The sequence below is a fragment of the Weizmannia sp. FSL W8-0676 genome (genome assembly GCF_038593015.1).
GTDB lineage: Bacteria > Bacillota > Bacilli > Bacillales > Bacillaceae_C > Weizmannia > Weizmannia coagulans.
Genome location: NZ_CP151954.1, coordinates 379,614 through 394,590, shown reverse-complemented (window position 1 = coordinate 394,590; position 14,977 = coordinate 379,614). Strand labels below are relative to the sequence as shown.

At 48.1% G+C, this 14,977-nt stretch carries 11 protein-coding genes and 1 riboswitch; of the genes, 3 read left to right on the top strand and 8 right to left on the bottom strand.

All coding sequences use genetic code 11. The features are described 5' to 3' along the window. Positions 1-258: 258 nt before the first annotated feature. The 4 genes from NST20_RS01940 to NST20_RS01925 form a co-directional block, all read right to left on the bottom strand. Positions 259-2,079 carry an APC family permease gene (locus tag NST20_RS01940; protein ID WP_342399948.1) on the bottom strand — a complete coding sequence of 607 codons (1,821 nt, stop codon included), beginning with the start codon at positions 2,077-2,079 and terminating at the stop codon, positions 259-261. A gap of 109 nt (positions 2,080-2,188) precedes the next feature. Next, positions 2,189-2,337, bottom strand: a riboswitch (cyclic di-AMP (ydaO/yuaA leader). 401 nt (positions 2,338-2,738) lie between these two features. Beyond that, positions 2,739-4,121 carry a glycine--tRNA ligase gene (locus NST20_RS01935; RefSeq protein WP_061574843.1) on the bottom strand — a complete coding sequence of 461 codons (1,383 nt, stop codon included), beginning with the start codon at positions 4,119-4,121 and terminating at the stop codon, positions 2,739-2,741. Positions 4,122-4,622: 501 nt separating this feature from the next. Then, positions 4,623-5,645 carry an HD-GYP domain-containing protein gene (locus NST20_RS01930; RefSeq protein ID WP_342399947.1) on the bottom strand — a complete coding sequence of 341 codons (1,023 nt, stop codon included), beginning with the start codon at positions 5,643-5,645 and terminating at the stop codon, positions 4,623-4,625. A gap of 129 nt (positions 5,646-5,774) precedes the next feature. After that, positions 5,775-6,248 carry a hypothetical protein gene (locus NST20_RS01925; protein ID WP_342399946.1) on the bottom strand — a complete coding sequence of 158 codons (474 nt, stop codon included), beginning with the start codon at positions 6,246-6,248 and terminating at the stop codon, positions 5,775-5,777. Between the two features lie 143 nt (positions 6,249-6,391). Between NST20_RS01925 and NST20_RS01920 the strand changes: the two genes are divergently transcribed. The 3 genes from NST20_RS01920 to ric all read left to right on the top strand — a co-directional run bounded on the left by NST20_RS01920 (position 6,392) and on the right by ric (position 9,761). After that, complete coding sequence (locus tag NST20_RS01920) at positions 6,392-7,510, top strand: NADH-dependent flavin oxidoreductase (protein ID WP_342399945.1); 1,119 nt, start codon at positions 6,392-6,394, stop codon at positions 7,508-7,510. A 701-nt stretch (positions 7,511-8,211) separates the two neighbouring features. Next, the gene (locus tag NST20_RS01915) at positions 8,212-8,748 is read left to right on the top strand and encodes a YceI family protein (RefSeq protein ID WP_017554099.1); all 537 of its coding nucleotides are present in this window, start codon (positions 8,212-8,214) and stop codon (positions 8,746-8,748) included. 308 nt (positions 8,749-9,056) lie between these two features. Next, positions 9,057-9,761 (top strand): iron-sulfur cluster repair di-iron protein, encoded by a 705-nt coding sequence (gene ric, locus NST20_RS01910; RefSeq protein ID WP_029142991.1) that lies wholly within the window; start codon positions 9,057-9,059, stop codon positions 9,759-9,761. Between the two features lie 282 nt (positions 9,762-10,043). On the opposite strand, the gene NST20_RS01905 is transcribed toward ric, so the two are convergent. The 4 genes from NST20_RS01905 to NST20_RS01890 form a co-directional block, all read right to left on the bottom strand. Continuing rightward, entirely contained in the window at positions 10,044-10,307 is a 264-nt protein-coding gene (locus NST20_RS01905; RefSeq protein ID WP_342399944.1) for a hypothetical protein, read from the bottom strand. Between the two features lie 485 nt (positions 10,308-10,792). After that, the gene (locus tag NST20_RS01900) at positions 10,793-11,473 is read right to left on the bottom strand and encodes a Crp/Fnr family transcriptional regulator (RefSeq protein WP_081355884.1); all 681 of its coding nucleotides are present in this window, start codon (positions 11,471-11,473) and stop codon (positions 10,793-10,795) included. Between the two features lie 304 nt (positions 11,474-11,777). After that, the gene (dctA, locus tag NST20_RS01895; protein WP_041818673.1) at positions 11,778-13,046 is read right to left on the bottom strand and encodes a C4-dicarboxylate transporter DctA; all 1,269 of its coding nucleotides are present in this window, start codon (positions 13,044-13,046) and stop codon (positions 11,778-11,780) included. A 255-nt stretch (positions 13,047-13,301) separates the two neighbouring features. Beyond that, positions 13,302-14,930: a glycerol-3-phosphate dehydrogenase/oxidase gene (locus NST20_RS01890; RefSeq protein ID WP_013858258.1), complete on the bottom strand. Its 1,629-nt coding sequence runs from the start codon at positions 14,928-14,930 to the stop codon at positions 13,302-13,304. Between the last annotated feature and the right edge of the window lie 47 nt (positions 14,931-14,977).

The window sequence follows — 14,977 nt, the reverse complement described above, 5'->3', positions numbered from 1 at the left end:
ATATGCGCCGGCTGGTTTTCATTCTTCTGCTGGTACCGCGTTCATTGCAGCATGGGCGTCTAATTGGGTTTTCCAATTAGACAAAATGGGCGGGCGGGGCCTCTGTTTTGTCTAATTAGGCATTCTAATTAGCAGTACGCAGGGGACAGCTCTTCCTTTTTGTCTGTATTAGACTTCCCATTTAAACATTCCTGGCACGCCCCTGCCCTAAATATTTTCGATGCTGTACGAAAAAAGCTGCCAGATCCGGCAGCTTTTTTACTTTTTAAAATGGTAGGGCATTGTTGCAACGACAACGTCTTTTTCCCATAGAAGGCGCATCCGGATGAGGAGCGCAGACTGGTTGTGCAAAATGTTTTGCCAGCGTTTTTTCGGGATGAATTGCGGAATGAGCACCATGACCTGGTACTCGTTTTCTTTTGCTTTCCGCTGGATAATTTCCAAAAATTTTGCAAGTGGCTGGACAATGCTCCGGTAAGACGAGTGCAGGGTGACAAGGCGGACACCACAACCCCACTCTTTCCACTTTTCTTCCATTTTCTTCTCGTCTTCATGATCAAAAGCGACATAAACGGCAATGACCTGATCCGAGAGCGATTTTGCATAATTAATCGTCCGCTCCACGACCGTTGTAATGCCGGCCACCGGGACAATGATCACATTGGAGTGGATTTCTTCCTGGAACTTGCCTTTAATCCGCAGCTGCTCGCCGACCGCCTCGTAATGCCGGTTCACTTTCCGGAAAATATACATGACAATCGGCAGGAAGATCAAAACCGGCCATACTTGCGTAAATTTCGTAATGAATAAAATCGCAAGGACACTAAATGTAATAATGGCACCGACAAAGTTGACCGACATTTTGCCGGCCCAGCCCCTCGGCCTTTGAGTGACCCATTTCACAATCATGCCGCATTGCGCAAGCGTAAACGGAATAAACACGCCGACTGCATACAATGGAATGAGGCGCTCGGTATTGCCCTGGAATGCCACAATTAAAATTATGGAAGCAACGCCGAGAAAAATAATGCCGTTTGAGTAACCAAGCCGGTCACCGCGGATCGTGAACATGCGCGGCATAAATTTGTCCCTTGCCAGGTTAAAAGCGAGCTGCGGGAACGCTGAGAACCCGGTGTTCGCAGCAAGCACGAGAATTAAAGTCGTAGTTGCCTGGACGAAATAGTACAAAACACCGTTGCCAAGTGTCCGGTGGGCCATTTGCGATACAACGGTTTCTGTTTCTTTCGGTGCAATGCCGAGCCAGTATGCGAGAAAACTGATGCCCGCCAAAAGCGATGCCAGAATGATACCCATCATGGCAAGCGTGCGGGCTGCGTTTCTCGGTGCCGGGTCGCGGAAGTTCGGGATCGCGTTGGAAATGGCTTCGACCCCTGTCAATGCCGAACAGCCGGATGAGAAAGCTTTTAACAAAAGAAACAGTGAAATGCCGGCGACCGGCGTACCGATATGCGGATGCAGGTTTTGCGGAATTTGCCCCGTTACTGTTTTGAATAAACCGACAACAATGATGACTAACAATGAAAATACGAACAGATAAACCGGGTAAGCGAGCACATTGGCCGATTCCGTCAGCCCGCGCAAATTCAGAATCGTAATGATCAGAACGAGAAAAACCGCAATCTGCACACTGTACGGATGCAAGCTCTGAAACGCGGAAGTAATGGCATCTGTTCCGGCTGAGACGGAAACGGCCACCGTTAAAATGTAGTCCACCAGCAAAGATCCGCCCGCAAGAAGGCCAGGGGTGACGCCGAGATTTTCTTTCGAGACACGGTATGCCCCGCCGCCTTGCGGATAAGAGTAAATGACCTGGCGATAAGATAAAATAAGTGCAGCCAATAAAATTAAAATGCCGACTGTAATTGGAATAGAATACCAAAATGCCAGCGCCCCCACTGTGGCAAGTACAATCAGCACCTGTTCAGGCCCGTACGCAACAGATGAAAGCGCGTCGGATGAAAGAATGGCCAATGCTTTTAACTTGGTCAGCTTCTGCCCTTCAAGTTCATTTGAACGAAGCGGTCTCCCAATTAACAATCGTTTTATCGTGGTGAACATTTGAATGGTCTCCTTTTATCTGCAGTGTTTCAAAAATGCTTCCCCTAAAATAAGAAAAACCACAAAGAGAATTCATCTTCCCTGTGGTCTATTGCCCGATCACAGTTTCACATCCTCTCTTATAACGCTGACGGGGTTAGCTGTCGGGTTCGGGCATAAGAGTGGCCCTGCCTTTTAAAAAAAGGCTTCACCCCAGAGCGGCGCGCGGCCGCCAACCTGGTTCCCCCGTTCCGTTTCCGGATTAAGCGGTTCAGTTATGGAACGCAAATTTTATATACGACATCCTATCTTACTCCCGTTGCCATTGTTTGTAAAGACTATTTATTGATATAAATATTCATGGGAAGGTTTCTCTCCAGATGTTCATTTCGGCGTGTACATTTAGATGAGACCGCGGCTTCCCTTTTTTCTACTTCTGCCCTTTCGAGTAAAATTTTACACATACGTACCCTTGCGTTTCGGTATGTCCATCTTTACCCGCCAAATCCCCGGGCAAACTGTCTTTGCTCCTGGTACTTTAATTTTCAATTATGCTTCTTTGTAGAATATCCGAATGTGCCCAAAGCATGCAAAAAGCAGGTTTTTCGGCTATTGGAACAGCAGATAAACGAGCGGGAAAGGTAACAAAAGGCAAAAAACCCGCAAGCTGCGGGCTTTTTTTAAAACTGAATTTTTTCTTCTAAAAAGGCTTTTAGTTCCGTGATTGGCACGCGGGTTTGCTCCATGGTGTCGCGGTCGCGGACGGTCACCATGTGGTCATCGCGCGAATCGAAGTCGTATGTGATGCAAAACGGCGTGCCGATTTCGTCCTGGCGGCGGTAGCGCTTGCCGATCGACCCGGTTTCGTCAAAATCAACCATAAACGTTTTCGACAAATCCGCAAAAATGTCGCGTGCTTCATCCGATAATTTTTTCGATAACGGCAGCACTGCGGCTTTGTAAGGCGCAAGGGCCGGATGCAGATGCATCACCGTGCGGGTTGTGCCGTCTTCGAGTTCCTCTTCTGCATAAGAGTCAATCAGGAATGCCAGCGCTACACGGTCCGCCCCGAGCGACGGCTCAATGCAGTACGGAACAAAGCGTTCATTCGTTTCCTGGTCAAGATAAGTGAAATCCTCGCCGGAATATTCCATATGGCGTTTCAGGTCGTAATCGGTGCGCGAGGCAATGCCCCACAATTCGCCCCAACCGAACGGGAAGTTGTATTCAAAGTCGGTGGTCGCGTTCGAGTAATGGGACAGTTCTTCTTTTTCATGGTCGCGCAGCCGCAAGTTTTCTTCCTTCATGCCGAGATTCAGCAAAAATTCGCGCGCATATTGTTTCCAGTAGTCAAACCATTTGAGCTCTTCGCCCGGCCTGCAGAAAAATTCAAGTTCCATCTGTTCAAATTCGCGCGTGCGGAAAATGAAGTTCCCCGGGGTGATCTCGTTCCGGAAACTTTTTCCGATTTGAGCAATCCCGAATGGCAGTTTTTTGCGCATTGTCCGTTGCACATTTTTAAAATTGACGAAAATGCCTTGTGCGGTTTCCGGGCGCAAATACAATTCATTCGTGCTGTCTTCGGTTACGCCCTGGTACGTTTTGAACATCAGATTGAACTGGCGGATGCCGGTCCAGTCTTTGCTGCCGCAATCCGGGCAGGCGATGTCATGCGTTTTGATCAGCTCTTCCATTTTTTCAAACGGCAGGCCGTCGACAATCATGTCGATCCCTTTCTCATGCAGGGCATTTTCGATCAGTTTGTCGGCACGGTGCCGGGCTTTACAGTGTTTGCAGTCGATCATCGGGTCGTTAAAATTGCCGAGGTGGCCGCTTGCTTCCCATGTGCGCGGGTTCATCAGGATCGCAGCATCGAGGCCGACATTGTACGGCGACTCCTGGATGAATTTTTTCCACCAGGCTTTTTTGACGTTGTTTTTGAATTCGACGCCGAGCGGGCCGTAATCCCAAGTGTTGGCAAGCCCTCCGTAAATTTCCGAACCCGGGAAAATAAACCCGCGGTGTTTCGCGTGCGAGACGATTTGATCCATCGTGACGCTCATTGTCATCTCTCCTTTTTTCATTGAAATGGTTTCCCCTGGGGACGGGAATGTTTCCATATAAAAAGCTCCCGGCTCCAGGCAACAGCCTGGGGACGAGAGCTTGAATTCCCGCGGTTCCACCCCAGTTGATGCGGAATTTCCGCACCCACTTTCCATGAAAAAACTCCGGACTGCCGTTTCACCGGGTTCCTTGCCGGGCTTCCACCGCCCCCGGCTCGCTTGAAAAGGAAAAGTTCCGGCTACTATTGATCCTTCATCGTCGCTATTTGAATAGAAATACTATACCAAAACCGGGCAGGACAAGTCAATGCCCGGCTTGCTTTGGAATGAATATTGTAATCGTGTTATTGTGCCGGAGGCTGCTGTGCTTTGCAAACCTTCTATTTTTGTCGGAATATCCGGGAGGGCGTACTGCTCCTGTCCGCCTTTCCGGTTTCCAAAAAGACACGCTTTGTCTTTCGAGTTTCCCATCTTTTTACATTTCATACAAAAGAGCCCCGGTTAATAGGGATTAGCAATTTGAAACAAGGTCAGCTTTTGTTCCATCAGGTTTAAAACCGGGTAACCTTCAACTTTAAGGACAGGCTGATTTGGATGAAGCGGATGGATCCGGATAATGCTCCCTTTTATCCCGTTACGGAGTGTAATCGGTTGTTTCCGGTAATTTTCCATCAGGAAGTTGGCAAACGGGAGGACAATTTCCCGATCGAGCCGGCCGGCATCAGCATCTGCCATTAATTCGTCAATCGCAAAAAACACCGGCTGCCTCCTGCGGTATGCGCGGTTGGAACAAATGGCGTCAAACGTATCCGCCACAGATAATATTCTGACAAGAAAAGGAATGGTTTTCCTGCCATCCGGATAGCCTGAGCCGTCCAGCCGTTCATGGTGCATCAGGACCCCTTTTAAAATCATCGGGTCAAGCGATGTTTTCTCAAGCAGCCGGTAACCCGCTTCCGGATGCTTCTTGATCAAGGCAAACTCTTCGTCTGTTAGCCTTCCCGGTTTATTGAGAATTTGCGAGTCAATGGTGAACTTGCCAATATCGTGGAAAAGCCCCATTTGCGCCAGCAGGCTTTGCTTTTCAGGATGCAGCTTCAAAATTTTCCCGATATTGGCAGCGATCAGCCCGACATGGATACAGTGTTTGAACAAATATTCGTCAGCGGAGAAATGCTCCATTAGTTCCAAAATAGACGTCCGGGTGGCAAACACTTCTTTGTAAAGCTTGCGAAAATTTTTTTCCATACTCTCCACTTCTGCATCACAAAGGGTTGTTTTCACTTGAATGATGTGCTGGAGCTCTTCCATTTCGTGGTAAATATTCTCATATAATAAGTCATGGAAGATCCCGGGCGCTTCGGTGGCAATGCGCCTGCCGTCCAGTTGCGGATCGAGGATGACTTCATATTTATTTAAAATGGCAGCAAGCCTTTCTGTAAGAAACGTCCCTTTTCGCAGCAACAGGACGCCGCTATTGGAATACAAATCTTCTGCTAACTTTTCCCCTTTTCGAAACACCATTGAAAAAGCTCCCCTTGAACGTACTTTTTTACATTTTAACACAGGAAATGTTCGTGAAAAGGAGCCTTTCCGATTTTTCTTAAAAAGTTCATTTATGTTCCGCTGCCTGCCGTATCCCATTGCAAGCCATCAGTTTTCCGCCGTGGTTTCCTGTTTCAGAAAACGTACGACTTCCGCATAGTTTCCCGTAACGAGCGCCGGGTTTTGCAACGATTCCTCTATTCTTTTTGTATCATCCGTTTCGACGAGAACAAATCCGGGAAACGCCCGCAACTGGATCAGCGGATTGATGCGGCGGATATCTTCATATTGATAATGCAGCTCCAAGGAGACATGATCCATTTCAAGAAACGGCACATGCTCTTCTTCGTACCAATCTTCATCTGTCACAACGATCAAAGTATAATAGCGCCGGTTTTCCGCTGCCCGTGATTTGCCTTTTTCACTGATGATCCGGTCAACGCAAATCAGGCCGCCCATTATGATGAACGCGAATACAGCGTACAGCCATAAATGGGACAACAACAGCAATACCGCTGTAATCAACGAAAGGATACTCAACCTTTTTGCCACCATTTGAAGCAGTAAAAGGACATCACTCATCATTCACGTCTCCCAATTCATGATGTAAAAAATACTTTCCTATATGATATGCCTGCATGGTTTGATCGGTGCTTTTCATTTTCGTTTTTTTACAGATTGGAACATAATAAAAAAGCGAAAGCAACCAGGAAAGGAGCATGACCATGAGCAAATACGATAAACTGTTTGAACCCATTACGTTTAAAAGCGGCGTCAGGGCGGAAAACCGCATCGTGATGGCGCCGATGACCCATTATTCCTCGAATGATGACGGCACGATTTCCGCTGCCGAGCTGCGTTATTATGCAGAACGTGCCAAAGGGCCGGGGATGGTCGTGACGGCATGTGCCAATGTTACGGAAAACGGCAAAGCATTTACCGGGCAACCTGGCGCGCATACAGATGAAATGGTTGAGAGCATGAAAAAACTAGCACAAACGATTCAGCAAAACGGTGCAAAAGCGGTTGTGCAAATCCACCATGGTGGCCGCGAATGCCCGGCTGAACTCGTGCCGGGCGGGGATGTTGTGAGCGCGAGTGAAACAGATTCGTCAGACGGCAGTGTCCATGCGCGCGCGTTGACAGGAGAAGAAACCGCTGAAATTGTGAAAGCATTCGGCGAAGCAACGCGCCGCGTGATCGAAGCCGGTTTTGACGGCGTTGAAATTCACGGTGCAAACGGTTATCTGATTCAGCAATTTTTCTCCCCGTATACGAACCGGCGTGAAGACGAGTGGGGCGGCAGCCTAGAAAAACGGCTTGCATTCCCGCTTGCTGTCGTTGATGCTGTGAAAAAAGCGGTGGCGGAATATGCAGACCGGCCGTTTTTAGTCGGATACCGCTTGTCCCCGGAAGAACCGTACGAACCGGGAATTACGATGGATGACACGTTCGCGCTGTTGGATGCGCTGATGGAAAAAGAGCTCGACTACGTGCATATTTCCCTGCAGCATTTCTGGTCTAAAGCCCGCCGCGGCGGTGAACCCGGCCGTCCGCGCATGGAACAGATCGTGGAACATACTGCAGGCCGCGTGCCTTTGATCGGCGTCGGTTCCCTGCACACAGGAGACGAGGTTTTGAAAGCAATGGAAACCGGCGTGCCACTTATTGCCCTCGGCCGTGAGCTTGTCATGGAACCGCATTGGGTGGAAAAAATCAAAGCCGGACAAAAGGATGCGATTCAAACCGCGTTACAAAAAGACGACCGCGAACGGCTCGTTATTCCGGAACCGCTGTGGAAGATGATCATCTCAACGCCGGGCTGGTTCCCGTTTGCAGAATGACATCTGCATGTTGCACGGCATTGTCAAAGAATGAATGGCTGCGCTTGCGAGGCTCGGTTGATACACGAATTGAAGTTTACGTAATGGCCAAGGAATGAATGGCTTTGCCGCGAAGCTCGGTTGGCGATCGAATTGAGCATACGCAATTGTCAAGAAATGAATGGCTTTGCCGCGGAGCTCGGTTGACGACCGAATTGAGCATACGCAATTGTCAAGAAATGAATGGCTTTGCCGCGGAGCTCGGTTGACGACCGAATTGAAGTATACGTAATGACCAAGGAATGAATGGCTGCACCTGTCCAATCTGGCCTAGAGCTAAAGCCGGAGTATATAGATGCGATGGAATGGGCATCACTATATATAAGTTGGCATGCAATTTTTGGGCTGGAATTACCTACCTTCTCCAGTTATTGATTGGCACGCATTGCTGCGGGTTTTCAGCACGCGGCTTTTGCGCGACTTACGGCGTACCCGGATTGGTTCCCGCAAACACCGTTAACATGCAGGATTCTGCCTGGTGTAAGAACCACTATACTGCGAAAGAAAGTGCAAAAACACTGTTAACATGCAGGGTTCTGCCTACCTGCAGATTTAGAAACCGAACCCTTTTAAAAAAATGGGTTCGGTTTTCTTGACTTTTTTCACTTACAATATTAAACTAAGTTACGAAAAGTAAGTTTTAAAAACAGGAGGAATTCATGATGGCAAAAACAAAATGGGCAGTTGACTATGCACACAGCACCATTGATTTTACAGTAAAACATATGATGATTTCAAAAGTAAAAGGGTCTTTTCAAAATTTTGAAGCCGAACTCGAAGCCGATCCCCAGGATTTAACGGATGCAAACATTTCTTTTATTGTTGATGCCAGCAGCATTAGCACGAAAAATGATGACCGCGATAATCATCTTCGTTCTGCAGATTTCTTAGATGTCGAACAATATCCGAAAATTACATTTGTCTCCAAGTCGGTTACAAAGGCAGGAAACAATGAATATAACGTCACAGGTGATTTGACGATCCATGGCGTGACAAAAGAAGAAACATTTAAAGCCACATTTGAAGGGATTTCGAAAAACCCGATGAGCGGTGCGGAAACCGCCGGCTTTAGTGCAGAAGGGACCGTAAAACGGAGCAACTACGGCCTTACTTGGAATGCAGCCCTTGAAACAGGCGGTGTCCTCGTTGGCGATGAAATCAAATTTACGGTGGAATTAGAAGCAAGCAAAGCGGAATAATTGCGGAAGCGTCAATTTAAATTGGCGCTTTTTTCTTTGGTCAGATCATGCTGCTTAGGCCAAGGATCAGTTGAAGCTACTGAAAAAGCCTAAGAGAAAACAAAAAATGGCGAGACACCACCATTCATAGTGTCCCGCCATTTTTTGCATCCTTGTATAAATAAAAATAAAACATCATTTTTTCAGTGCTCTCAATCACTTTTTTCTATTAAATAAGAACTTTTCTCAATTGCTGTGATGTGCATCACAAATAAGCGGGTGCTGATGGTTTATGATGAAGACAGCAATGAAATGGAGGAGTGAATTCGATGGAACGTTTTACAACAAACCAGACTGTCGGGGAAATTGTAACTTTATTTCCAAAAGCGGCGGATCTGTTTAAAGCAAACCGTATCGATTTTTGTTGCGGCGGCAATGTGTCTGTGAAAGAAGCAGCGGAAAAGCGCAACCTGTCAGCAGATGAACTGGTTGATGCCATTTGTAACCTTTATGGCCAATATGCCGGAAAAGCCGTTGGGCAAAATTGGAATGAAGCGGGCTATACGGAAATTGTCAACCACATTCAGGCCACCCACCATGCGTTTTTGCGCGAGGAGCTGCCAAATTTGAGCCCGTATGTGACAAAAGTGATGCGCGTCCACGGCGGCAACCACCCGCATCTCATCGAAGTGCATGAACTGTTTAACCAATTAAAAGCAGAACTGCTGGCGCATACTGAAAAAGAAGATGCTGAACAATTTCCGGCCATTCGTGCATACGAAAGCCATCCATCTGCCGCTAACCTGAAAGCCGCGACAGCCGGTTTGGCCGATCTTGAAACGGAACATGCCGCTGTCGGGGAAATTTTGCACCAGCTCCGCGAAATTACAAATGACTATACATTGCCGGAAGGGGCATGCCGTACATTCCAGCTCGTGTACCAACGCCTTGAAAATTTTGAAAATGATACATTCCAGCACATTCACCTGGAAAATAATATTCTATTCAAGCGGTTACTCGAAGAAGCCGTTTGACTTTTAAAAGGCTGTCCTCCCAGGCAGCCTTTTAAAAAGGGGCGGTTTGCTTTTTATTTTTCTTTCCTGGCCCCGGGGAAAGACAACTCGTTGCGCGTGCGTTCCTCTTTTGTCGTTTTGAGACCTCCAAAAGAACAGTTTGCTCGGATTCCAGCTCTCTTTTGTCTTTTTGAACCCCCCAAAAGGACAATTTGCCCCGGGTCCGGCTTTCTTTTGTCTTTTTGAAACCTCCAAAAGGACAGTTTGCCCGGATTCCAGCTCTCTTTTGTCTTTTTGAGACCTTCAAAAGGACAATTTGTACGGATCCCAGCTCTCTTTTGTCTTTTTGAGACCTTCAAAAGGACAATTTGCCCCGGGTCCGGCTTTCTTTTGTCTTTTTGAGACCTCCAAAAGGACAATTTGCTCGGATTCCAGCTCTCTTTTGTCTTTTTGAATCCCCCAAAAAGACAATTTGCCCGGATCCCAGCTTTCTTTTGTCTTTTTGAGACCTCCAAAAGGACAATTCACCCCGGGTCCGGCTTTCTTTTGTCTTTTTGAATCCCCCAAAAGGACAATTTGCTCGGATTCCAGCTCTCTTTTGTCTTTCATAACTCCGATGAAAGACATTTTGCTGCGTGGGCAACCCCCTTTTGTCTTTCATCACCTTGATGAAAGACAATTCGCTGCGCGGGCACTTCACTTTTGTCTTTCATAGCTCTGATGAAGAACATTTCACTGCCCGGACGCCCCTCTTTTGTCCTTCATCACCCCAATGAAAGACATTTCGCTGCCTGGACGCCTCTCTTTTGTCCTTCATCACCCCGATGAAAGACATTTCGCTGCCCGAACGCCTCTCTTTTGTCCTTCATCACCCCGATGAAAGACATTTCGCTGACCCGGGCGCTCCTCTTTTGTCCTTCATCACCTCGATGAAAGACATTTCGCTGCACGGGCACTTTACTTTTGTCCTTCATCACCCCGATGAAAGACATTTCGCTCCCACGACGCCCCCTTGTCTTTCTTTGCTTTAATTCTTACCGGCGGGAAAATCTTTATACCCTGAGCAGTTCCTCCGTCAGTTTTTCCTGGTGAATGAGGTATGTGCCTTTTTCCTGCGGGAGGATGAGGTTTTTTTCTTTAAGCTGGCGGATCGTGCGGCTGACCGTTTCACGGGTGACGCCGATCATGTTGGCGAGGTCGGAGTTGTTGAGCGGGGTTTTCACGAGGACAAACCCGTCTTTTTCCTGAACGCCATGTGTGCGGGTGAGGCGCAGAAAAAGTTTGACTACTTGCTCGTAAGCGTTGTTTAAAATCTGGGCTTCGAGCCGGTCCTGCAAGTCAAGGATTTCATCACTCATCACACCGTATAAAGTCATGGTCAGCTGCGGATTGTTGAGCAACACGTTTTCAAAATCAGTAATCCGGATCGCAACGAGATTCGTGTCTACAACCGCCATCGCATTCGCCGGGTAGCTTATTTTACGGAAAAAACCAACATGCGGGAACATGTCGCCATCGCGAAGCAGTGTGACAACTTGCTCTTTGCCGTTCGCATCGGTGCGGTAAATTTTCACTTCCCCGCTTTCAATAAAATAAACGGCTTCCTGCGGGTCCCCCTGGAAAAAAATATGCGCATCCTTTTCTGCATGCTTTTTAACAGATATATCGGCGATCACAGCCAGATCCGCGTCCCCGAGTCCTTTAAAAAGCGGCATTTTACGCAGGTTTTCCAAAGCGCTCACTTCCCTTCTTCAATAAAGTGCAATTATCCCTCAATTACTCGGTATTCTCCAAATTTCATAGATATCATTACGTAGCTGCAGGCGGCCTGCTGGACAAATCCCTCAACACACCCTATTGTACACAAAAATAAGCACACCGCCCAAAGTCAAAGTCAATGTTAAAAAAATAAGAGTGTCCCCCCTCGGAACGCCTCTTATCCTTCCTTCAATAAAGTGCAACTATCTCTCAATTACCCCGCGTATTCTCCAAAGCCAATGTTAAAAAAGAAGAGGGTCCCAATCGGAGCGCCTCTTATTAAGAAGGAATCGATTCTGTAGGATGGGCAACCGTTTCCGGTGCTTCCTTTTTGTCAAATTCTTTCTCTGTTTTGGAGATGACGACCGTCGCGACGGCATTTCCAATAATGTTTGTGAGCGCGCGCGATTCGGACATGAATCGGTCCACGCCGATCAACAGTGCGATCCCCGCAACCGGGATAACCGGGAACGCAGACAAAGTCGCAGCAAGGGTAATGAAACCGGAACCGGTCACGCCCGCCGCCCCTTTTGATGTCAGCATTAAAATCAGCAGCAGCATGATTTGGTGCCCGATCGTCAGGTGCACATTGTACGCCTGCGCAATGAAAATGGAAGCCATTGACAAGTAGATGGCGGTGCCGTCCAGGTTAAACGAGTAGCCGGTTGGAACGACAAGGCCGACAACGGATTTTGAACAGCCGAATTTTTCGAGTTTTCTCATCAGGGAAGGCATCGCCGATTCCGATGAAGAAGTCCCGAGCACGAGTAAAAGTTCTTCCTTTATATAAGCGATGAATTTGAAAATATTAAACCCAAACGCTTTCGCAATCCCGCCGAGGACAAGCACGATAAAAATGATCATCGTCAGATAGACGGATCCCATTAATTCGCCGAGATTGATCAGCGAGCTTGCGCCAAACTGACCGACTGTATAGGCCATTGCCCCGAATGCAGCGATCGGCGACACTTTCATGACAATGCCGACAATTTTAAAGAAGATTTCCGTTATGTCTTCAAAAAAGCGGATAACCGGTTTTGCCCTCTCCCCGAGGGATGCAGCAGCGACCCCGAACAGTACCGCAAAGAATAATATTGGCAAAAGGTCTCCCTTGACAAAAGCCCCGGCGATGCTTTCCGGAATAATACCGGAAATAAAACCAATAAAACCGTGTTCGTTGTCTTTTGCCTGCGTGACGAATTGTGAAACCTGGCTTGTTTTCGCATGGCTTGTATCAATGCCGTGGCCAGGCTGGATCAAATTAACGATAACCAGACCGATGGCGAGCGCAACCGTGCTGACGACTTCAAAATAGATAAGCGCCTTGCCGCCGATCCGGCCGACTTTTTTCAAATCCCCCATGCCGCCGATCCCGATAATGACCGTAAAGAAGATAATCGGCGGGACGAGCATTTTGATGAGTTTAATAAACCATTGCGCGAGAATATTCAGTTCTGCGCCGAATTTAGGTGAAACAAGCCCTACAATAATCCCCAGAATGATGCCAATCACGACTTGTACTGTAAGATTCCGAAAGTTGATCCTCATTTGCCATCCCCTCTGTTTGCGCTTACATTTTAGTGTTACGAATTATATTTCTATTATAGTACAGGTTTCTCCCGTTTTCACTATTTTTATATTAAAAAAATTTTGCTTTTAAAAAAGCATGGTCTAAACAAAACGCAAAAAGCAGCGGAACAGTGCCCGCTGCTTTTTTCCAGCTGTCTTTGAAAGAATGCTGGGAACGTATACTCCCAATATGAATAGTCGCCACCAGGGTCTGTGCCTTTTTCCGGGACAAGTTTATACTTCCGGTACCGCTTCTCGCAATGCTTCTTCCAATTCTTCCCTGTACGCCTGTTCTGTCTCCGCATCCCAGGAAAATTCGGCGGCCAACCATGTCATGACCGGCTCTTTCCATTTGCGGACCCAGTTGATATCAAAGAAAAGGGCACCGGTACGGCGAATGAAGAAATCGACCGGTTTTACCGCCATTTCTTGTTCCACTGCGTATTTCAATACGGCGTACACTTCCCGCGGCAGCGGATAGTCGTCTTTCCAGCTTTTCGCGTATGCATATACGTGATCCGCGTTCGTGCCATATTTTTCCGCAATCGCCCGGCTTGCTTCAGCAGACAGGCCGCTTGCTTCCCCTTCTTTTGATTTTGCTTTGACAAACGCCGGCAATTTTTCAGAGCCGCCTACGTCACCGCCGGAAATCGGCAAGTGCTTCGTTTGGCACGGCCGGAAATTGCCGCCAAGCCTGCGCGCCACAAGATCTACAACCGTTTCCGCCATTTTCCGGTAGCCGGTCAGTTTGCCGCCTGCGATTGTCACGAGGCCGCTTTCGGATTCCCAAATTTCATCTTTACGCGAAATTTCGGAGGCGTCTTTTCCTTCTTCGTAAATCAGCGGACGGACGCCGGCCCAGCTTGATTCGACATCATGGGCTGTCACTTTGACTTCCGGAAACATAAAGCGGATCGCTTTCAATAAGTAATCAATATCTTCCGGGAGCGGTTTCGGGTGAATCGGGTCTTTGTCGTAAAATGTATCCGTTGTGCCGACATACGTTTTGCCGCCGCGCGGAATGGCAAACACCATGCGGCCATCCGGCGTATCAAAATACACGGCTTGCCGGAGCGGGAAGATGCTTTGGTCAAACACAATATGCACGCCCTTTGTGAGGCGGAGGCTTTTGCTCCCTTTCCCGTCCTTATTGCGCATTTTATCACTCCACGGCCCGGTCGCATTGACGACCATTTTCGCCCGCACATTTACGGTTTCCCCGCTGATCTGGTCACGAACAGTGGCCCCGCAGATACGGCCGTTTTCATACAAATACTCTTCCGCTTTTGCATAGTTTACAGCCAGCGCCCCGTGTGCGACAGCTGCTTTCATGACTTCAATGGTCAGCCGCGCGTCGTCCGTCCGGTATTCGACATAATAACCGCCGCCTTTCAGCCCGTCTTTTTTGATCAGCGGTTCCTTATTTAAGGTTTCCGAAGCCGACAGCATTTTCCGGCGTTCCGTTTTTTTCACGCCAGCTAAAAAGTCGTACAGCCGTAAGCCGATATTCGTTGTAAACGCGCCGAACGTGCCGCCCTTATGGAACGGCAGCAGCATCCATTCCGGCGTTGTCACATGCGGGCCGTTTTCATAAACGATGGCGCGCTCTTTTCCGACTTCAGCCACCATCTTTACTTCAAACTGCTTCAAGTACCGCAGGCCCCCATGGACAAGTTTGGTTGACCGGCTTGACGTGCCCGCCGCGAAATCCTGCATCTCGACAAGCGCTACCGACATGCCGCGCGTCACTGCGTCAAGCGCAATGCCGGCCCCTGTAATGCCGCCGCCGATCACAAGCAGATCGAACGTTTTATTTTTCATGCCTTGTAAAACCGTCCCGCGCTGTTTTCCTGAAAATTCCATTTTCATCTCCTCCTTAAAATAAAAAGAGACCTGAAACATGCATTATG

Bases quoted from the DNA above. Each gene is read 5' to 3' on its own strand.
- NST20_RS01940 (WP_342399948.1), bottom strand. From the start codon at position 2,079: ATGTTCACCACGATAAAACGATTGTTAATTGGGAGACCGCTTCGTTCA.
- NST20_RS01935 (WP_061574843.1), bottom strand. From the start codon at position 4,121: ATGAGCGTCACGATGGATCAAATCGTCTCGCACGCGAAACACCGCGGG.
- NST20_RS01930 (WP_342399947.1), bottom strand. From the start codon at position 5,645: ATGGTGTTTCGAAAAGGGGAAAAGTTAGCAGAAGATTTGTATTCCAAT.
- NST20_RS01925 (WP_342399946.1), bottom strand. From the start codon at position 6,248: ATGAGTGATGTCCTTTTACTGCTTCAAATGGTGGCAAAAAGGTTGAGT.
- NST20_RS01920 (WP_342399945.1), top strand. From the start codon at position 6,392: ATGAGCAAATACGATAAACTGTTTGAACCCATTACGTTTAAAAGCGGC.
- NST20_RS01915 (WP_017554099.1), top strand. From the start codon at position 8,212: ATGGCAAAAACAAAATGGGCAGTTGACTATGCACACAGCACCATTGAT.
- ric (WP_029142991.1), top strand. From the start codon at position 9,057: ATGGAACGTTTTACAACAAACCAGACTGTCGGGGAAATTGTAACTTTA.
- dctA (WP_041818673.1), bottom strand. From the start codon at position 13,046: ATGAGGATCAACTTTCGGAATCTTACAGTACAAGTCGTGATTGGCATC.
- NST20_RS01890 (WP_013858258.1), bottom strand. From the start codon at position 14,930: ATGGAATTTTCAGGAAAACAGCGCGGGACGGTTTTACAAGGCATGAAA.